This is a genomic window from Candidatus Tectomicrobia bacterium, assembly GCA_016192135.1.
Classification (GTDB): Bacteria; UBA8248; UBA8248; order UBA8248; family UBA8248; genus 2-12-FULL-69-37.
On the sequence record JACPUR010000015.1, the window covers coordinates 14778 to 33621 of the forward strand.

17 protein-coding genes are annotated in these 18844 nt (G+C 70.0%); 7 read left to right on the forward strand and 10 right to left on the reverse strand.

The features are described 5' to 3' along the window. Positions 1-33: 33 nt before the first annotated feature. The 7 genes from HYZ11_05790 to HYZ11_05820 form a co-directional block, all read right to left on the reverse strand. Positions 34-1062 (reverse strand): alcohol dehydrogenase catalytic domain-containing protein, encoded by a 1029-nt coding sequence (locus HYZ11_05790; GenBank protein ID MBI3127095.1) that lies wholly within the window; start codon positions 1060-1062, stop codon positions 34-36. Positions 1063-1203: 141 nt separating this feature from the next. Then, a complete protein-coding gene (locus HYZ11_05795) occupies positions 1204-2382 on the reverse strand; it encodes an acyl-CoA dehydrogenase family protein (GenBank protein ID MBI3127096.1) in 1179 nt (392 codons plus the stop codon). A 43-nt stretch (positions 2383-2425) separates the two neighbouring features. Next, entirely contained in the window at positions 2426-3658 is a 1233-nt protein-coding gene (locus tag HYZ11_05800; GenBank protein ID MBI3127097.1) for an acyl-CoA/acyl-ACP dehydrogenase, read from the reverse strand. A 75-nt stretch (positions 3659-3733) separates the two neighbouring features. Next, on the reverse strand, positions 3734-4522 hold the full coding sequence (locus HYZ11_05805; GenBank protein ID MBI3127098.1) for a GntR family transcriptional regulator: 789 nt from the start codon (positions 4520-4522) through the stop codon (positions 3734-3736). 298 nt (positions 4523-4820) lie between these two features. Continuing rightward, positions 4821-6044, reverse strand: a complete 1224-nt coding sequence (locus HYZ11_05810; protein MBI3127099.1) for a pyruvate carboxyltransferase — start codon at positions 6042-6044, stop codon at positions 4821-4823. A 79-nt stretch (positions 6045-6123) separates the two neighbouring features. Further along, positions 6124-7443, reverse strand: a complete 1320-nt coding sequence (locus HYZ11_05815) for an aminopeptidase P family protein (protein MBI3127100.1) — start codon at positions 7441-7443, stop codon at positions 6124-6126. A 105-nt stretch (positions 7444-7548) separates the two neighbouring features. Next, positions 7549-8340, reverse strand: coding sequence for a FadR family transcriptional regulator (locus HYZ11_05820; GenBank protein MBI3127101.1), 792 nt, complete (start codon positions 8338-8340; stop codon positions 7549-7551). Between the two features lie 287 nt (positions 8341-8627). On the opposite strand from HYZ11_05820, the gene HYZ11_05825 reads away from it, so the two are divergent. Beyond that, positions 8628-10943 carry a molybdopterin guanine dinucleotide-containing S/N-oxide reductase gene (locus HYZ11_05825; protein ID MBI3127102.1) on the forward strand — a complete coding sequence of 772 codons (2316 nt, stop codon included), beginning with the start codon at positions 8628-8630 and terminating at the stop codon, positions 10941-10943. A gap of 192 nt (positions 10944-11135) precedes the next feature. On the opposite strand, the gene HYZ11_05830 is transcribed toward HYZ11_05825, so the two are convergent. The 3 genes from HYZ11_05830 to HYZ11_05840 form a co-directional block, all read right to left on the reverse strand. Continuing rightward, positions 11136-11504, reverse strand: a complete 369-nt coding sequence (locus HYZ11_05830; GenBank protein ID MBI3127103.1) for a DUF5615 family PIN-like protein — start codon at positions 11502-11504, stop codon at positions 11136-11138. Continuing rightward, positions 11501-11731: a DUF433 domain-containing protein gene (locus HYZ11_05835; GenBank protein ID MBI3127104.1), complete on the reverse strand. Its 231-nt coding sequence runs from the start codon at positions 11729-11731 to the stop codon at positions 11501-11503. The genes HYZ11_05830 and HYZ11_05835 overlap by 4 nt, the downstream gene beginning before the upstream one ends. 169 nt (positions 11732-11900) lie before the next feature. Next, positions 11901-12830 (reverse strand): hypothetical protein, encoded by a 930-nt coding sequence (locus tag HYZ11_05840; GenBank protein ID MBI3127105.1) that lies wholly within the window; start codon positions 12828-12830, stop codon positions 11901-11903. 331 nt (positions 12831-13161) lie between these two features. Between HYZ11_05840 and HYZ11_05845 the strand changes: the two genes are divergently transcribed. The 6 genes from HYZ11_05845 to HYZ11_05870 all read left to right on the forward strand — a co-directional run bounded on the left by HYZ11_05845 (position 13162) and on the right by HYZ11_05870 (position 18844). Continuing rightward, positions 13162-13995, forward strand: coding sequence for a sugar phosphate isomerase/epimerase (locus tag HYZ11_05845; GenBank protein ID MBI3127106.1), 834 nt, complete (start codon positions 13162-13164; stop codon positions 13993-13995). Continuing rightward, positions 13992-15044, forward strand: a complete 1053-nt coding sequence (locus HYZ11_05850) for a phosphotransferase (GenBank protein ID MBI3127107.1) — start codon at positions 13992-13994, stop codon at positions 15042-15044. The genes HYZ11_05845 and HYZ11_05850 overlap by 4 nt, the downstream gene beginning before the upstream one ends. Continuing rightward, a complete protein-coding gene (locus HYZ11_05855) occupies positions 15041-15634 on the forward strand; it encodes a GNAT family N-acetyltransferase (protein ID MBI3127108.1) in 594 nt (197 codons plus the stop codon). Before HYZ11_05850 ends, HYZ11_05855 begins: the two co-directional genes overlap by 4 nt. 71 nt (positions 15635-15705) lie before the next feature. Further along, positions 15706-16761 (forward strand): GNAT family N-acetyltransferase, encoded by a 1056-nt coding sequence (locus tag HYZ11_05860; GenBank protein ID MBI3127109.1) that lies wholly within the window; start codon positions 15706-15708, stop codon positions 16759-16761. Next, positions 16758-18161: a glycosyltransferase gene (locus HYZ11_05865; protein MBI3127110.1), complete on the forward strand. Its 1404-nt coding sequence runs from the start codon at positions 16758-16760 to the stop codon at positions 18159-18161. Before HYZ11_05860 ends, HYZ11_05865 begins: the two co-directional genes overlap by 4 nt. Beyond that, positions 18158-18844: a PIG-L family deacetylase gene (locus HYZ11_05870; GenBank protein MBI3127111.1), complete on the forward strand. Its 687-nt coding sequence runs from the start codon at positions 18158-18160 to the stop codon at positions 18842-18844. The genes HYZ11_05865 and HYZ11_05870 overlap by 4 nt, the downstream gene beginning before the upstream one ends.

Sequence of the window (18844 nt, forward strand, 5' to 3'; positions counted from 1 at the left end):
GAATTCCTTCGGGCGGGCGCGGGGGGCCCGGCCCTACTTCCCCACCTCGATCACGGCGCGGAGCGTGCCGCCGTCCCCGCCCTTCTCGATGAACTCGAAGCCCCGCTGGATGTCCCGGAGGGGGAAGCGGTGGGTGACGAGGGGTTCCAGGTCGATGCGGCCCGAGGCCACGAGGCGGACGGCGCGCTCGAAGTCCTCGGCCAGGCCGGCGCGCGAGCCGATGACGGTGATGTCCTTGAAGTAGTAGTCCTGGCCCGGGATGCCGTCCACGGCCTTGGGCCCGATGCCGAACTGGAGGATGACGCCTCCCGGCCGCACCATGCCGTAGGCCTGGCGCATGGTCTCGGCGGCCCCGGCGGTCTCGATGACCACCTCGGCGCCCAGGCCGTCGGTCAGGTCCTTCACCGCCTGGACGGGGTCTCCCGCCCCGGCCCGCACGAGGTGGTCCGCCCCCAGCTTCTTCGCCATGTCGAGCTTCCACTGGCTGCGGGTGACGGCGATGATGGAGCCCGCCCCCGCGGCCCGGGCGAGCTGGATGTGGAGGAGGCCCGTGCTCCCGGCGCCCAGGACGGCCACCCGCCCGCCCGGGATGTAGGGGGCCTTCCGCTGGCTGTAGACCACGGTGTAGAGCCCGACGAAGTTGGTGGCCGCCGCGAAGCTCACCTTGTCGGGGAAGGGGAAGGCGTCGGTCTCCTTGACCGAGACGTACTCGGCGAAGGTGCCGGCCACCTCGCGCCCCCGGAGCCCGCCCCGGAGGCAGAGGTTGGTGAAGCCCCGCACGCAGTAGTGGCAGCTCCCGCAGGTGGTGACGGGGTTGATCACCACCCGGTCGCCCCGCTTCAGGCGGGTGACGGCCTTCCCCAGCTCCTCGACCGTGCCGGTGCACTCGTGGCCGGGGATGAGGGGGAGCCGGGCCGCCATCTTGCCCTGCCAGATGGAGATGTCGGTGCCGCAGATGGCCGTGGTGGCCACCCGCACGAGGACGTGATCGGGGGGGAGGCCGGGGTCCTCCTTGGGGACCACCGTCATCTTCTTCGGCGACTCGAGCCAGGCGGCCTGCATGCGTGCGCTCCGCGGGGATGAGAGGGAAAAAGCCGGGAGGCGCCCAGGCGCCTCCCCGGCAGGCCGATAATAACCTCGAATGGTCCGAAACCCAAGGCGGGGAGGCCGGTTTCGGAGCCGGCCGCTCCGCCCCGGAAACGGCTACAAATACGGCATCGAGCGGATGTGCTGCGCCTCGTTGGTGCCGGCCGAGTGCAGGAAGCTCGTCACGTCGCGCAGGTACTTCTCCATCGGGGACTCGGTCATGTAGCCCATCCCGCCCCACACCTCCATGCAGCGCTTGGCGATGCGGAAGCAGGCCTCCGAGGCGTGGACCTTGGCCATGTAGCCCAGCTTGGGGTCGTAACCCTCGTCCCTCATGGCCTCCCAGGCGGCGTAGTGGAGGGTCTGCCGCGCGGAGACGTAGTCGATGTAGCAGTCGGCCAGGGCGAAGCCGATCGCCTGGTGCTGGATGATGGGCTTGCCGCACTGGACGCGGTTCTTGGCGTACTCGACGGCGTCCTCGTAGGCCGCCCGGGCGGGGCCCAGGGCGGTCGCCGCGGACTCGATGACCGAGCCCCGGGCGAAGGAGCCGGCGCGGGCCTTGGCCCCGCCGCCCACTTCGGTGACGCGGTCCCCGTCCGGGACGCGGCAGTTCTCGAAGATCAATTCCGCGTTCTGGGAGAGCCGCTGGCCCATCTTGTCGTGGACCTGGCCGATGCTGAACCCCGGCGTGCCGGGGGTGACCATGAAGTAGGTCATGCCCTTCTGGGCGGAGACCTTGGCGTCCGTCCGCGTCACGAGCACGTAGAGCTTGGCGACGCCTCCGTTGCTGATGAAGTGCTTCATCCCGTTGAGCACCCAGCCGCCGCCGTCCCGGGCCGCCCGCAGCCGGACCCCGTGCTCCGCCTCGGCGGAGGGGATGAAGTTCTCCGAGCCCGTGCCGGGCTCGGTCATGCCCACCGCCATGTGGAAGCGGTGGTCCTCGAGGAAGGCGGGGAGGAAGCGGGCGCGCTGCTCCTCGTTCCACACCCGGTCCAGGAAATGGCTGATCTTCCACGTCTGGTCGAAGGTGACCGCCACGCCCAGGTCGCCCCAGGCGATCTCCTCGCCCACGATGCACAGGTCCAGGATGCTGGCCCCGGCGCCCCCGCTCTTCTCGGGGAGGGCGAGGGTTCGCAGCCCGAGCTTGCTGCCCTTCTCCAGGATGTCCCAGGGGAAGCGCTTGTGGGGGTCCTGGATCCGCTCCCGCTCCCTGGCGACGGGGCGGATCTCCCTCTCGGCGAACTCGTGCGCGAGCTGCCGGAGCGAAAGCTGCGTTTCCGTCAGGCTGAAATCCATCGTCTCTCCTCTTCCGGCCGGTCCGGCCCCGGGGGGCGGCCGCCTACTGGTACATCTCCGCCGGGAGGTCGTACAGGAGCCGCGCCGCCCGGAGCAGCAGCACGTCGTTCACCCCGTCCGAGTGCAGGAAGCTCGCCGCGTCCCGGAAGTACTTCTCCATCGGGGCGTCCTTCATGTAGCCGTAGGCGCCGAAGATCTCCAGCGCCTCCTTGGCCACGTCGAAGGCCATCTCGGCGGCGAAGACCTTGGCCATGGGGGGCATGGAGAAATCGGTCTCCTCCTCGGGGTCGTCGATGTTCAGGGCGGCCCGGTAGAGGTAGGCCCGGGCGGCGTCCAGGCGCATCTTCATCGAGGCGAGCTTGTGGTGGGTGAGCTGGTGGTGGATCATGAGCTTCCCGCCGATGAAGCGCTGCTTGGCGTGCTCGACGGCCGCCTCGTAGGCCGCCCGCGCGGTGCCGAGCACCGTCGCGCCCGCCTGGATGTTGCTCCCCTCCTCGGCCAGGAACTTGAGGACGCCGGGCATCCCGTCGCCGCGCTTCCCCACCAGGTTGCTCGCCGGGATGGTGCAGTCGTCGAAGTTCACCGTGCTGTTCCACACCAGCCGCTGGCCCATCTTGTTCTCCGTCTTGCCGATGGAGAAGCCGGGGGAGCTGCTCGGCACGAGGAAGACGCTGAAGCGGTGGTAGAAGTCGGCCTCGGGGTCCGTCATGGCGAACACAAGGTAGAGCTTGGAGAGGCCGGCGTTCGAGATGAACACCTTCGAGCCGTTGAGCAGCCAGTTGCCGTTCTCGAAGCGCGCGCGGGTCTGGATGGTCTCCTTGCGCTCCATGGGGAGCATGTAGTTCGACCCGCCCGAGGGCTCGGTGATGCAGATGGAGAGGACGCACTCGGGGTCGTCGCGGAACATGGGGATGAACCGCTTCTTCTGCTCCTCGTTGCAGAGCTTCACGATGGCGCCCGAGATCTTCCAGATCTGGTCGAGGCAGACGGCGAAGCCGAGGTCCCCCGTCGCCATCTCCTCGCCCATCACGCACCGGGTGATGATGTCGGCCTCGACGCCGCCGTCCTCCTCGCCCAGCGCCAGGGTGCGCAGGCCAAGCTTGTCGGCCTTGCGGAGGAGCTCCCAGGAGAAGCCCTTCTTCGGGTCGGGCTCGCGGTCGAGCTCCGCCCGGACCGGGACGATCTCCTCCTTCACGAACTTGCGGACGGTGTCGCGGAGCATGATCTGCTGCTCGGTGAGCCGGAAGTGCTGGACCAGACCGTTGTGTGTGCTCATGAGTGCGGCCTTTCATCCGATGGGCGCTCGCCCGATGGACCCACGCGCGGAGGGCTTCCCCCCCCGCGCCTCATTTCATCGATTTCCGGCCATGCATCCCCCGGGCCGGGGGGCGGTTCCATCCGCCTTTCCGCCCGCTCCGCCGCGGATCGAGGCCGCGATGACATCCTTCCGGCGCCGCATGAGGCGGCCGAGCGCCTCGCGCACCCGCCCCGCCTCCCCTCCCTCCGCGGCCTCCAGGAGGAGGGCGTTCTCCGCGAGAAAGGAATCCATCTCGCCCTTGTAGTCCCGCAGCGCCAGCCGCAGGCGCATGAGCCGGGGGTTCAGCGCGTCGTAGGCCGCGAGGAGGATGGTGTTGCCCGACGCCTCGGCCAGGAGGCGGTGGAAGGCCATGTCCCGGTCCGAGAACGCCCAGACGTCCCGGGCCCGGCGGGCGGCGCGCATCTCCTCCATCAGCTTTCTCATGCGGGGGACGAGCCACTCCCGGCGCTCCACCGCCCGCTCCACGGCGTGGGAGGCGAGCAGCAGCCGCACCTCGTAGAGCTCCTCCGCCTCCGAGGCGGCGATCCCGGCCACGAACGCCCCCCGCCGGGGCAGGATCTCCACCAGGCCCTCGGCCTGGAGGATGCGGTAGGCCTCCCGGAGGGGCGTCTTGCTCACCCCGAAGGCGGCGGCGAGGCGGTCCTCGACCAGCCGGACGCCCGCGGTCAGCTCCCCCTGGGCGATGCCCTGCCGCAGGGCCCTGGCCACCTGCTCGGCCAGGCCGTGGGAGGCGCCCAGGCGCGCGACGGCGCTCGCCGGGGCGGCGGAGGCCGGGGCGGACCCTCTGTGTTCATCCGTCCTGGCCGGCCGGGGCGGTTTCATGCGGAGGCTTCCTTGAGATGAATTGCCTGTCTCTTGCCGCGATATAGTCGACTAAATTTTGCGCCCCTGTCAACCCCGGGGGGGCAAATTGCCCCTTCGAATTCAAGAATTTGCGGATGCTGTCTTAAAATACCTGATTTTCTTATATCTAGCCGAAAAGAAAGATTCGTGAGCGCCGTGGGATCCGAGATAGCAAGCGCGCCAAAAAGCGGGAGCGCCCCAGGGGGCGCTCCCGCGAATACCTTGCCCGTCTTTCTGTAGGGGCGGGTCCCAGACCCGCCCCTAGAGACGAAATCCGCTACTTCTTCACCCCCGCCAGCTCCTTGAACTCGTCGAGCGAGAGGAGGCGCTTCTCCTTGAGGGACTTCTCCTTCACGTCCATCAGGAGGGCCATCTTCTCCTCCTCGGTCGCCTTGATGCCCAGCCTGTCGAGGAACCAGTTGACGGAGTCGATGCCGCTCCCCTTGCCGATGACCGGGTTGGGCTCCCTCTGGCCCACGAGGCCCGCGCGGAAGGGCACGAGCTCCGTGGGGAACTGCTTCTCGCAGTTGCGGAGCCAGCTCACGATGATGCCGCTCTCGATGTCGTAGAGGTTCTCCCCCACCACGCAGCGGTTGGGCGCCATCTGGATCTTCGCGAGCTTCTGGACGAGCCGGGAGACCTCGGTGAACTTCTGCGTCTTGAGGCCCATGTCCACGCCGTACATGGTCTTCATGGCGAGGACGCGCTCCTCGTAGGCGCAGTTGCCGGCCCGCTCGCCGATGCCGCTCACCGAGGTGTGGGCCACCTGGCAGCCCGCCGCCATGGCCATGAGGGTGTTGGCCACGCCCATGCCGTAGTCGTCGTGGAAGTGGGGCTCGAAGGGCTCGGTGGGGAAGGCCTCCCGCATCTTGCGGATGAGGAAGGGCACGGTGTGCGGGGCGAGGACGCCGAAGGTGTCCACGATGGCGAGGGCGTCCATGTGGCCCTCGGTCGCGACCTTCTTGAGGAGGCCGAGCACCCAGTCGAGCGGCGCCCGGGAGAAGTCGATGGGGAAGAAGACGGTGTAGAGGCCGTTCTCCTTCGCCACCAGGGTCGCCTTGACCGAGGTGTCGATGGCCTTGGCGAGCTCCCACTTGTAGGCGCGCTCGATCATGTGGGTGGAGCTCGGCACCTCCATGACCACGCCCTTCACGCCCGTGTCGGCCGAGCGCTTCACGTCGTCCGCCATGCAGCGGGCGAAGCTGAAGACCTGGGTCTTCGAGCCCTCGAGCCGCTTCACGATCTCGCGGATGGCCTGCTCGTCGGACTTCGAGACGACGGGCATGCCGGCCTCGATGCGGTGCACGCCCACCTCGGCCAGCGCCTCGGCGATGCGGATCTTGTCGTCCTTGTTGAAGACGATGCCCGCCTGCTGCTCCCCGTCCCGGAGGCTCACGTCGTGCAGCTTGGGCGAGGAGTCGAACTTGATGCCGGCCCGGACCTCCTTCTCGAAGTTCCAGGGGCTGGTGAACCACATGTCTGTGTTCCAGGGCTCTGCCATGATCCTTGCTCCTTTGCCGATCGGGGAAGAGCTGCCCCCCGGCGGGGCTAGGCGGCGTGCCCCGCCGGGGGCGAAACATCTAGCCGTTGCGGGCCTCGCCGCGCGACTTGTTCGAGAAGTCGTAGTAGGGCGAGTCCTTGATGCACTCGTCGTAGTGCTCCATGCCGGTGAAGATGATCGGGCCGTCGGGGCCGACGAGGACGTTCTCCTCCAGGCGCACCGTCTGCGGCAGGCCCGGGTGCCCGGCGAAGGTCTCGATGGCGAAGTACATGTTCTCCTTGATCTCGACCGGGTAGTCCAGGCTGTAGGCGCGGCTGATCCACATGCCCTCGTAGAGGTCGAGGCCGATCGAGTGGGCGAACTGCTGGAGCGTCACGGTGCCGTACTTGTCGTCGGCGTACACGGGGAACTTGGACGCCACGTCCTTCGTGGTCTTGCCGGGCTTGAGCTCGGCGAGGCCCGCGTACATCGAGTCGTACACCTCGCGGTAGAGCTCCCGCTCGCGCTTCGTCCAGTCGCCCGCGCACTTGAAGCAGCGCACGTAGTCCACGAAGTAGCCGCCGGGCCCGATGGCGTTGATGTCCACGATCATGAGGTCCCCGGCGCGGACCATCTTATCGGTGTGCCAGCGGCGGTAGGGGCTGGTGTTGCCGCCCGAGGCCACGATGATGTCGTACACGAAGTCGAAGCCCTCGCGGTAGAGCAGATCGTTCACCGCCGCGGTGATGTCGCATTCGCGCACGCCGGGCTTCAGCCACTCGTTCTTGATCATCCACATGCAGGTGTCGCCGATGGTCGAGCTGATCTTGAGGCACTCGATCTCCTCGGGCGTCTTGATGACGCGGGCCTCGCTCATGGCGCCCCAGGCGTTCACCAGGTTCACGCCCTTCTCGGTGAAGGCGTTGAAGGCCTGGATGTCCATGATGTCGATGCCGATGCGGCCCTTCTGGTAGTCGACCTTGTGCTCCTTGAGCACGTCGATGACGGAGTCCGCCATGCGGTTCACCATCATCTGCTCGGCCGTCTCGGACCACTTCCAGGTGATGGCGGGGCGGATGTTGCCCTCGAGCCAGGGGGCGTCGATGCGGGCGCACTCGAGGTCCGAGCCGGCCGTCTCGAAGAGCACCGGGGTCTTGGCGCCGCGGCAGAGCACCGCGTAGCGGATGAAGATGTTGTTCTTCCAGTTGCCCTGGAAGACCGAGCAGGTGTAGCGGACGTTCTCGCCCTTGAACATGATGATCGCGTCGAGGTTGTGCTTCTCCATCATCGCCTTCGCGCGGTCGAGCCGGTCCCTGCGCATCTTGTCGAAGTCCACGCGCCGCTGCCAGTCGCTGCCCGTCTGGCTGTACACGCGGCGGGGCGACTGGTAATGCTCCTTCTGCAAGAAATCGAGCGGCATTCCCTGCTTGCTGAGCTGCGCCATCGCGAGATTCCTCCTGGTTGAATGGATCCCCCGCCCCGGCTTCCCTCCCGCGGGAGGCGGCCGGCGCGGAACGTTTTTGCGTCACACCGCCTTCGCCGCCTTCTTGAGCGCGCCCTCCCTTTTCGCCTTGCCGTTGCGGCCGCCGCGCCCGGGCCCTTCCGGGCGGGCGGAGGCCAGCGCCCCGCGCAGGTGCGCCTCCTCGGCCTCCATGTGCTCGCGCATCGCTCGCCGCGCCCCCTCGGCGTCCCCGGCCTCCACGGCCGCGAGGAGCGCCTCGTGCTTCGCGAAGGCCTCCCGCGGCTGGCCCGGCACCCCGATGATGCGACGCTGGCTCTTCTCGATGAGGCCCGCGATGGCCTCCCACACCGTGAGGAGGACGGCGTTGCCCGCCGCCTCGCACAGCGCGCGGTGGAAGGCCATGCCCGAGCGCACCACCTCCTCGGGCGCCCCCAGGCCGCGCTCCATCTCCCCGGTGAGCCCCCGGAGGCGCTCCAGGTCCAGTGCGCTCCGGCGGCGGGCGGCGAGGCGGGCCATCTGCTCCTCGAGCCCCTGGCGCACCTCCCACAGCTCGAGCAGGGTCTCCTCCCGCACGTCGAGCAGGAAGGCCAGGCTGTCGCGGATGGAGGCGAGGTAAGGGTCGAGGCTCAGGTTGCGGAGGAAGGCGCCCTGGCCGCTGCGGACCTCGATGAGCCCCATGCTGTCCAGGGTGCGGAGCGCCTCGCGCACCGAGGGGCGCCCGATGCCCAGCGCGACGGCCAGCTCGCGCTCGGAGGGGAGCTTGTCGCCCGGGGAGAGCTTCTTCGTGCGGACGAGTTTCTGGATCTGGGCGACGACGTCCTCGTAGAGGCGGGTCTTCTTGACCGGGCGGAGCAAACCGAGGGTCTCCCTGCGCGGCGGGGCGCGGTCGCGGACGTCGGTGCCGGATGGAAGGCCGAGGCCCACCTCTGGTCAGGTGGTCGGACCGATACTAGAAAGAGCCCTCCCGCCTGTCAAACCCGAAACCTGAATTTCGGAGGGCGCATTCTAAAACCTCATAAATGAGGGACTTCCAGCCCCGCGCGGGGCGCGGGGGTGGGAGGGAGGCCCGCCGCGGCGCTTCTGCTATAATCCCGGCCTCGCCGAAGCCGCGATTTCGTTGCCTTTTTTGCGTGGAGCCCCGGATGACCCACGACGAGAAGCTCCTCCCCCACTCCTCCCACTGGGGCGCCTTCCGCGCCCGGGTGCTGGGCGGCCGGCTGATCGGCGTCGAGCCCTTCGAGAAGGACAAGAACCCCTCGCCGCTGCTCGGCTCCATCCCCGGGGCCCTCTACCACGAGACCCGCATCCCCCAGCCCATGGTGCGGGCCGGCTGGCTCGAGCGCGGCCCCGAGAGCCGGGAGAGGCGCGGCGAGGAGGCCTTCGTCCCCGTCTCCTGGGAGGTGGCCCTCGACCTCGTGGCGGACGAGCTGAAGCGGGTGAAGGAGGCGCACGGCAACGCCTCCATCTTCGGAGGTTCCTACGGCTGGGGCAGCGCGGGCCGATTCCACCAGGCCAAGGTCCAGCTCCACCGCTTCCTGAACACCATCGGCGGCTTCACCGCCCAGGTGCACACCTATTCCATCGCCGCGGGCTACGCCATCCTCCCCTACGCCTTCGGCGACCACGCCGCCTGCCAGGGCCCCCTGACCTCCTGGGACTCCATCGCCCGGCACGCCCGGCTCGTGGTGATGTTCGGGGGGCTCCCCCTGAAGAACGTCCAGGTCTGCCACGGCGGGCCCGTCGAGCACGCCACCCTCCACTGGCTGGGCCGGGCCAGGGAGGCGGGGGTCGAGTTCGTGAACGTGAGCCCCCTGCGGGAGGACGCGCCGGACCTCCTCGGGGCCGAATGGATCGCCCCCCGGCCCAACACCGACACCGCCCTCATGCTGGGGCTCGCCCACACCCTCCGGGCCGAGGGGCTGCACGACCGCGGGTTCCTCGCCCGCTGCTGCGCGGGCTACGAGAAGTTCGAGCGCTACCTCCTGGGCCTGGACGACGGCCGGCCCAAGGACGCCGGGTGGGCGGCCCGCATCTGCGAGGTGGAGGCCGAGGCCATCCGCCGCCTCGCCCGCCGCATGGCGGCCGGGCGCACCCTCGTCATGGTCACCTGGTCCCTCCAGCGGGCGGACCACGGGGAGCAGCCCTTCTGGGCGGCGGTCGCCCTCGCGGCCATGCTGGGGCAGATCGGCCTCCCCGGCGGGGGGCTCGGCTTCGGCTACGGCTCGATGGGCGGGATGGGCAACCCCAAGCTGGAGGTGGGCGGCCCCTCCATGAGCCCGGGGCGGAACCCCACGGGGAGCTTCATCCCCGTCGCCCGCATCGCCGACATGCTGCTCCACCCGGGCGGGCGCTACACCTTCGACTGCGGGGAGCGGACCTACCCCGACATCCAGCTCGTCTACTGGTGCGGCGGGAACCCCTTCCACCACCACCAGGACCTGAACCGCCTGGTGCAAGCCTGGAAGCGGCCCGGCACCGTCGTCGTCCACGAGCCCTGGTGGACCCCCGCCGCCCGCCACGCCGACATCGTGCTCCCCGCCACCACCACCCTGGAGCGCAACGACATCGGCGCCTGCGCGAACGACCGCTTCCTCATCGCCATGCACCAGGCGGTCGAGCCAGTGGGCGGGGCGCGGGACGACTTCGGCATCCTCTCCGATCTCGCCGCGCGCCTGGGCACCCGGGAAGCCTTCACCGAGGGGCGGACCGAGATGGAGTGGGTGCGCCATCTCTACGAGGAGACGGGGAAGAAAGCCTCCGCGAAGGGCGTCTCCCTGCCGGACTTCGACGCCTTCTGGCGCGAGGGCTGGGCCGAGATCCCCGAGCCCGAGGAGCCGAACATCCTCTACGGCAGGTTCCGCGAGGACCCGGAGGCGAACCCCCTCAAGACCCCCTCGGGCAGGATCGAGCTCTTCTCCGAGGCCATCGCGCGCGCGGGCCTCCCGGACTGCCCTCCGCATCCGGCCTGGATCGAGCCGGCCGAGTGGCTGGGGGGCGAGGCGGCGAGGCGCTATCCCCTCCACCTCGTCTCGAACCAACCCAAGACCCGGCTCCACAGCCAGATGGACGACAGCGGGATCAGCCGCGAGGCCAAAGTGAATGGCCGCGAGCCGGCCTGGCTCCACCCGGCCGAGGCCGGGGCGCGGGGGCTCAGGGAGGGCGACATCATCCGCGTCTTCAACGGGCGCGGCGCCACCCTCGCCGGGCTGCGCCTGAGCGAGGGGGTGCGCCGGGGGGTGCTGCTCCTGCCGACTGGGGCCTGGTACGACCCCGCCGAGCCGGGCCGCCCCGGCGCCCTCGACAAGCACGGCAACCCCAACGTCTTGACCCTCGACAAGGGGAGCTCCGGCCTGGGCCAGGGCCCCATCTCCCACACGGCTTTGGTCGAGGTGGAGCGCTACGAGGGCGATCTCCCCCCCGTCACCGCCTTCCGCCCCCCGGCGGTGGTGGAGGGATGAGGGCAGCAGGTCCTGTACTCTTGGGCTTCTTCCCGAACAACTGACAAGGTGGCTTTGATAAGATTCGTTAGACGGAAACTCACGGCTCCATGAGAATCAAGCTGGACGAGAATTTGTCCCGGCGTCCAACGCCGTGGGTGAGAGGCGCGGTCCGTCGCGTCCTTCTCAACCCAATGGTTAGCCACCGACCCCCTACTGAACGAGAGGAAGAATCCGCGCCCGGAGACGAGACTCGTCGATAGTGATCAAGGCACCCCGCTCCAGGAGCTCTTGATGCTCGCGTAAAGCCGCCACGACAATGCCGCTAAGATGATCGGGCGTTACATCCTGCGTCCGCACCTGAATGACACTAGGGCCAGCCGCCCGGGCGGTAGCCAGAATGATTCCGAAGTCTAGATCGTTGGTGAAGACAACGCAGCCGTTGTCACGCGCCCAGCCTAGGACTACCGGATCAAGCGCACTGCCCTCACCCACACCCGACCAGTGAACGGCGGGAAAACCGCTACGCTCAAGGATAGGCACCCACGACGGGGAAAGGTTCATGTCTACAAGGATTTTCACGGGCGACCGAGCTGGACCTCGATCTCTTCTGCACGCCAGGCCGCGTAGGCGAGGGCCTCAGCGATGTCGGGTTCCTCAAGGTAGGGATAAAGCCTGAGGATCTCTTCCTTGGAATGGCCGGCAGCCATGAGGCCAACGATCGTTCCCACGGTAACCCGAAGGCCTCGGATGCAGGGTTTCCCCCCCATCACCTGTGGGTCGGCGGTGATCCTCGTAAGGTCCTTCATCTCGTCACCTCCGGCGGAAACAGAAACATTATAGCCGGAAATGCCCTTGCCGGCTAACGCTGGCGATCAGCGGCGCCGAGCGAAGCGAGGGAACTCGCGGCGGAGCTCGCACGCGAGAACGCGCTCGTGTTCAGCGGCAGCGCAAAGCGCCTTCCGGTGGATACGCTGGTTAGGCACCCTCCACTCCTCTCAGAGGACCCGGCCCACCAACCAGGCGCTTCCCTCTCGCCGCCCCTCGACTGAGGCCGTCAGGCGTGGCCGCTGAAGTCCCTGCGTGATAGACATCGAAGAATAGGTCGATGTTATGCTCACCACCATCACAGAGCAGCGACACGCGGTCGATGATGTGCTGATCAGGACCCGCTACGCCGAGGCTGCCTCGGCGCTTAAAGCTATAGGGATGGCCTTGGGGGCAACGCAGTTCTGCGCAGTATTGAATGTAGTCCCCTGGAATCGGATTCGTCGGATCGAAACCGAATGAACCTGCGGCGCCGGGAAGAGTATCCATTTGAGGCGCTGAACCGAGGCGTTCATGACCCGCAAAGAGTGACACAGTGCGGTTGACCACATCATGGAGGAGCTCGAGGGCCTTCAGCGCGTCCTCGCGAGGCTTCGCGCCCGAGCCATGCGCATAACGGTTCCTAAGCTCAGCCAGATCTAAGACCGCTTTGCGCGCCTCGGGAGTAAGAAGACCGGCCTTCGTCAGGAAGCGCGCTATTGCGCTCAGCTCGAAGCGATCGATCTCAGGTATAGCCTCCTCGGGCAGATCGAGAGCCTCGTCGTCCTTCCGAACAGCGAGACCCTCACCCAAGACGTCCTTGACAATCCGCTCCGACGCGATGCCGCACATCGCGACGCAGGAGTAGAAGTGTCCGTGACGATACAGCTCGCGAGCCTCAAGGAGTAGTGGTACATGAGGACCGGAAGTCGGCTCAAGGTCAGGCAACTCGCTCCATCGCCGCAGGGTCTCGTCGGGATCGAGAACAAGGTGCTTCGCCAGCTTCTCCTTGATGCCGTCGAGATCGCGACGTTTCGCGAGTAGCCTCCTGAGAACGCCTGGCAGGAGGTCTGCGAAGGCCCCCCCTTCGGCTTCTGTCATCACGTGTCACCGATGATTGTGTGCATAACAACAATTAGCCGACCCGGAGTTCCGTTTCCCAGCGGTATCACACGCCGCGGGATTTCTTGCCGAAGGCGCGTTGACCCCTATGTATTCTATTGCTCGTTGCCTGTCCAACGGCATATCACGGCATCTCAATTCGACAGCCAGCCCGGGCTGAAAATTCCCGTGCCCGCACTTTGCCCCCGTCCTCCCCCTCCCGCGCGCTCCCCACCACGATGAGCCACAGCCCCCCCCGCGTTGCCCCTCCCTCTGGCCGGGCCTATAATCCCCGCTGGATCCTCGGCCCGGCTCCGGTGAAAGGCCCCGCTTGGACTCGACTTTCAGCCTCTCCGCCCATCTTTTCGCCTACGAGGCCCTCTCCGGGGACCACCTGCGCGAGGCCGCCGGGGCGGGCTTCCGCCGGGTGGAGCTCTGGGCCATGACGCCCCACTTCGACGCGGGCGACCCGGCCGCGCTCGCGCGCCTGAAGGGCTGGCTCCGGGAGCTCTCCCTCGAGGCCGCGAGCTTCCACGCCCCTTTCTACGCCGATCTGTCCGAGGCCCGGGCCGGGCGCTTCCTCTCCCTGGCCCACCCCGACCGGGCCGCGCGCGAGGACGCCCTCGCCCGCACCGAGCGGGCCATGCGCGCCCTCGCGGAGACGGGGGCGAGGGTGGCCGTCCTCCATCCCTCCGGCGCGGCCGGGGACGCGGAGGAGAACCTCCGGGCGAGCCTGGAGCGCCTCCTCCCCCTGGCCGAGACGCTGGGCCTCACCCTGGCGCTCGAGAACATCCCGGCCCCGCTGGGCCGGCCGGAGGCGCTGGCGGGCTTCCTCGGGCGGATGGATCACCCCCGGCTCAGGGCCTGCATCGACGCGGGCCACGCCCGCATCACGGAGGGCGGGGGGGCGGCCGGCGCCTACGCGCGCCTCGCCCCCTGGTGCGCGGCCACTCACATCCACGACAACGACGGCCGGCGGGACGAGCATCTCGTCCCCGGCGAGGGCGCGGTGGACTGGGGCGCCTTCGCGGGGGCCCTCGAGGCGGCCGGGTACGGTGGAGCGCTCACCTTCGAGATCAAGCGCCGCGAGGAGCCCTACCGGGATACTCTTTCACGCCTGAAGGAGGCCGCCCGGCGGCTCGCGCCCCAGAGGGAGCCGCGATGACCGCGCCCCCGGCCGCCACCCTGGAGGCGGACCGCGCCCTCGGCCGCCTCCGCGCGATGGCCCGGGAGCGCTTCGGGGCGGCGGCGGAGGCCGCCATGCTCGCCGGGGACGCCTCGGACCGGCGGTACGCGCGCCTCCTCCACCCCGGCGCGGCGCCCGGGAGCTCGATCGGGATGATCCTCTCTTCCCCCTTCGAGCCGGACGAGCTGCCCTTCCTCGAGGCGCGGGCGCACTTCGCGGCCCTGGGCCAGCCCGTGCCCGAGCTCTACGCGATGGACCCGGCGGCGGGCCTCATCCTCCTCGAGGACGGGGGCGCCCGCTCCCTCGAGGACCTATGGAACGCCTCGGGTTGGGAGGCCGCCCGCCCCTTCTACGAGAGGGCGGTGGACCTGCTGATTTCGCTTCAAGAGGGGAAGCGCGAGGCCCCGGGGCCGGCGCTCGGGCGGGCCTTCGACCCGCCCTTCTTCTCGCGGGAGCTCCACCACACCCGCCGCTGGGCCTTCGAGGGGCTGCTGGGCGTGGAGGCGCCGGAGGAGGCCTTAGCCCCCCACTTCGACGCCCTCTCCGAGGCGCTCTGCCGCCAGCCCTTCCGCCTCGCCCACCGCGACTACCACAGCCGCAACCTCATGGCCGGGGAGGACGGGCGGCTCATGGTGCTCGACTTCCAGGACGCCCGGCGGGGGCCCGCCCTCTACGACCTGGCCTCCCTCGTCTTCGACAGCTACGCCGGGCTTCCGGAGGCGGCGCGCGCCCATCTGGCGGCGCGCTTCCATGCGGGGGCCCCGGCCGCCCGGGAGATCGGGGGCGAGGGCGCCTTCCAGGCCGCGCTGGCCCGGGCCGGGCTCCAGCGGAACCTGAAGGCCATCGGCACCTTCGCCTTCCAGCGCGTCGAGCGCGGGAACGCCTTCTACCTCCCCTTCATCCCCCCCACCGTCCGCTCGGTGCGGCGGCACCTCTCGCTCCTGCCGGAGCGGGCGGCCTTGGGGCGCCTGCTCGCGCCCTTCCTGGACGCCCTGGAGCGCTCCTCCTCCGGGAGGGGCGGGACGTGAACGGCGCCCTCTCCGAGTTCTTCTACAAGCGGACAGAGCTCTGCCTGTACGACTTCCCCTATCCGGGGGAAATTCCCCCCTCGGAGGCGCGCATCGAGGTGGAGCACAAGGTGCTCGATATCTCCTCCCCCGACCGCGAGATCATCTGCGAGATCCAGGGGGCGGCCCTCCCGATGGAGCGCTACGCCCGGGGGGAGAAGTGCTTCGTGGCCCTGCACCGGGGGCGCCCGGTGAGCTACATCTGGGGCGCGGCGGGGCCGGTGGGGGTGGAGGAGATCGCGATGGCGGTGAAGCCGGCCCCGGGGGAGGCCTACCTGTACGACGCCTTCACCCTGGAGGGCTGGCGCGGGCGGAACCTGTATCCCTCGGTCCTCCGCCGCGCCCTCGAGGACGGGAAGGCGGAGGGCCTCAAGCGGATGATGATCTTCGTCGAGGCGGGCAACGCGGCCTCCCGGCGCGGGGTGGCGAAGGCGGGGTTCGTTTTGTTCCAGACGCTCGTCTGCCACCGGATGCTCCACCTGTTCCACTGGCCCACGCTCCTCCCGCCCGAGGCGGGACATGCGCCGGCGGCGTTCGTGACGCGCATCTAAGCCGCCGCGTTGACCGGCCGCCGCCGGATTCCTACTATTTTCGCTCCCGCCGGAATGGCGGATGAGATGAGGTGACGATGGCTTCCTGCTGCCCGACAGCTCCTCCCGGCGCCCGCCGGTCCGGCCCCGGCCGCCTCGAGGTCCGCGCCCACGCTTCACCGGAGGCCTTCACCCGGCTGACCGGGGAGTGGCGCGCCCTGCTCGCCGGGGGCCCGAGCCACCCCTTCTACGACCCCGCCTGGCACCTGTGCTGGTGGAAGCACCTCGGCTCGGGGACGCTCCACGTCTGCGAGGTGCGCCGCCCGGACGGGGGCCTCGCGGCGGCCGCGCCCTTCGTGGTGAACGGGGACGGGCTTTTGCGCCTCACGGGCGGCGAGGACCTCTCGGACTACCTCGACATCGCGGCGGCCCCGGGCGCCCACGCCGAGGCGTGGGCCGCCCTGCTCGCCCACCTGCGCGGCCCGGAGGCGCCGGAGTGGAAGGAGCTCCTGGTGCGCGGGCTGCCCGCGGCCTCCCCCACCCTCAAGGCCCTGACCGCGCCGGACGCCCCGGGCCGGGGCCGCGCCGAACAGGAGGAGGTCTGCCCCGTCGTCCCCCTGCCGGGGAGCTGGGAGGACTACGTGGGCATGCTCGACGCCCGCGACGAGCGGGAGCTGCGCCGGAAGCTCCGCCGCGCCCACATGCAGCCCCTGGAGTTCCGCCGCACCCTCTCGGAGGACCAGCTCGAGGCGGACCTCGACGAGTTCATCCGCCTCCACGCCCTGAGCCACCCCGAGAAGAGCGGCTTCTGGAACGAGGCGCGGGGAGCCTTCTTCCGCGAGATGGCGCACGAGATGCTCCGCCTCGGGTGGCTCGACCTGAGCTTCCTCTCCGTGGAGGGCCATACGGCCGCCGCCAACTTCTCCCTCGACTACGACGACCGCATCTACCTCTACAACTCGGGCTACGACCCGAACGAGCGCCAGCTCAGCGCGGGCCTGGTGCTCCTCGCCCACAACATCGAGGAGGCCATCAACGCCGGGCGCGCGGCCTTCGACATGCTGCGCGGGGACGAGCCCTACAAGTACACCTTCGGCGCGCTGGATCAGCCCATCTTCCGCGTCCGCCTCTCCCGGGACGCCGGATGACGCGCCGCCCCCCGCTCCGCGCCGCCCTGCTCTCGATGCACACCGACCCCCTCGCCCCCCTGGGCGGCGACGTGACCGGGGGGATGAACGTCTACGTGCGCGAGATCGCCCGCGCGCTGCCCGCCCTCGGGGTGGAAGCCGACGTCTTCACCCGGGCGCAGGACGCGGCGTCCCCCGCCGTGGAGGCGATCGCCCCGGGCGCCCGGCTCGTCCGCCTCCCCGCCGGCCCGCGCCGCCCCCTCCACAAGAACCTCCTGCTCCCCCACGCCCGGGCCTTCGCGGCGGCGGCCGCGGCCTTCGCCGGGAAGGAAGGCGGGGAATACGGCCTCCTCTCCTGCCACTACTGGCTCTCGGGAGCGGCGGGCGAATACCTGGCGCGCGAGTGGCGCGTTCCCCTCGCGCTGCGCTTCCACACCCTGGCCCGGCAGAAGAACGCCCGGCTCGCCGCCGGGGAGGAGAAGGAGACGCCCGCCCGCGCCCGCGCCGAAGCCAGGCTCGCCCGGCGGGCGGACCTGATCCTCGTCTCCTCGGGCGACGAGGCCCGCTTCCTCCAGGCGCGGCTCGGGGCGCCGGAGGAGCGCATCCGCATCGTCCCCTGCGGGGTGGACACGGCGCTCTTCTCCCCCGTCCCGCGCGCGCGGGCGAGGGCGCGCCTCGGGCTGCCGGACGGGACGCGGATCATCCTGAGCGTGGGGCGGGTCGAGCCCGTGAAGGGGCTGGACCGGCTGCCAGAAGCGCTGGCCCTCCTCCGCCGCGAGCGGCCCGATCTTCCCCTGCTCGCCCTCCACGTGGGCGGGGAGCTCAAGCCCGGCCGGAAAGGGCGGGGAGCGGCCGGGCTCCGCCCGGAGGACTTCGCCTCCTCCCGCCAGCGGGCCGAGGCTGGGCGCGTGCTCGCGCGCGCCCGGGCGCTCGGGGTGGAGGGGAGCCTGCGCTTCCTCGGGGCGAGGCCCCAGGCGGAGCTGCCGCTCTTCTATTCGGCGGCGGACGCCCTGGCCGTCCCCTCGCGGCTGGAGTCCTTCGGCCTGGTGGCCCTCGAGGCGGCGGCGTGCGGGCTCCCGGCGGCGGCCTTCCGGGCGGGGGGAATCCCCCAGGCCATCGCCCACCGGCGGACGGGCCTCCTCGTCCCGGAGGGAGATGCCGGGGCCTTCGCCCGGGCGCTTCTGCGGCTCCTGGAGGATGAGGCGCTCCGGGAGGGGATGGGGCGCGAGGCGCGGCGCCGGGCGCGGGGGTTCGGGTGGGAGGAGATCGCCCGGCGGGAGGCGCGGGCCTGGAGCGGGCTGCTCCGCCGCGCGGGGAATGGCGGAAAGGGGAGCGCGCGGGGGGAGCGGCGGCGGCCGCTCGCCGCCCGGCGCGCCCCATTGGCGAAACAGGGGGCGGAACAGGGGAAGGAGGGCACGTGAGCCGGTCGGAGTTCGAGAACGTCCTGGTGATCATCGCGCACCCGGACGACGCCGAGCTGGGGGCGGGCGGGAGCATCGCCCGCTGGGTGCGGGACGGCGCGGTGGCGCGCGTCATCGTATGCACGAACGGGGACAAGGGGACGAAGGAGGGCCTGAGCCCCCTCAAGCTGGCCCAGATCCGGGAGGCGGAGCAGCTCGCGGCGTCCCGGGCGCTCGGGGTGAAGGAGACGATCTTCCTGCGCCACCGGGACGGGGAGCTCGAGGACGACCGGGCCTTCCGCAACCAGATCGCGTTTCTCATCCGGCACTTCAAGCCGGACACCATCGTGACCCACGATCCCTGGCGGCCCCACTACCAGCACCCGGACCACCAGGCGGTGGGCCACGCCGTCTTCAAGGGCGTCGTCTACGCGCGGGACGACAACTTCCTGCCCGAGCTGGGCCTGGCGGGCATCCGCGCCCACCACACGAACGCCCTCCTCTACACCAACGCCTTCACCCCCAATTTCTTCGTGGACATCGAAGGGGTCTTCGAGCAGAAGATCAAGGCCATCGGCTGCCACAGGTGCCAGATCCCGAACCTGCCCGCCACCGCGCGGCGCGTCCGCCAGCGGTGCGAGGAGACGGGCCGGCTGGCCGGGATGCGGCTGGCCGAGGCCTTCACCATCACGCGGATGCGCTGA

Excerpts from the sequence above, each read along its gene's own strand:
- HYZ11_05790 (MBI3127095.1), bottom strand. The coding sequence starts at position 1,062 with ATGCAGGCCGCCTGGCTCGAGTCGCCGAAGAAGATGACGGTGGTCCCC.
- HYZ11_05795 (MBI3127096.1), bottom strand. The coding sequence starts at position 2,382 with ATGGATTTCAGCCTGACGGAAACGCAGCTTTCGCTCCGGCAGCTCGCG.
- HYZ11_05800 (MBI3127097.1), bottom strand. The coding sequence starts at position 3,658 with ATGAGCACACACAACGGTCTGGTCCAGCACTTCCGGCTCACCGAGCAG.
- HYZ11_05805 (MBI3127098.1), bottom strand. The coding sequence starts at position 4,522 with ATGAAACCGCCCCGGCCGGCCAGGACGGATGAACACAGAGGGTCCGCC.
- HYZ11_05810 (MBI3127099.1), bottom strand. The coding sequence starts at position 6,044 with ATGGCAGAGCCCTGGAACACAGACATGTGGTTCACCAGCCCCTGGAAC.
- HYZ11_05815 (MBI3127100.1), bottom strand. The coding sequence starts at position 7,443 with ATGCCGCTCGATTTCTTGCAGAAGGAGCATTACCAGTCGCCCCGCCGC.
- HYZ11_05825 (MBI3127102.1), top strand. The coding sequence starts at position 8,628 with ATGACCCACGACGAGAAGCTCCTCCCCCACTCCTCCCACTGGGGCGCC.
- HYZ11_05835 (MBI3127104.1), bottom strand. The coding sequence starts at position 11,731 with ATGAAGGACCTTACGAGGATCACCGCCGACCCACAGGTGATGGGGGGG.
- HYZ11_05840 (MBI3127105.1), bottom strand. The coding sequence starts at position 12,830 with ATGACAGAAGCCGAAGGGGGGGCCTTCGCAGACCTCCTGCCAGGCGTT.
- HYZ11_05850 (MBI3127107.1), top strand. The coding sequence starts at position 13,992 with ATGACCGCGCCCCCGGCCGCCACCCTGGAGGCGGACCGCGCCCTCGGC.
- HYZ11_05865 (MBI3127110.1), top strand. The coding sequence starts at position 16,758 with ATGACGCGCCGCCCCCCGCTCCGCGCCGCCCTGCTCTCGATGCACACC.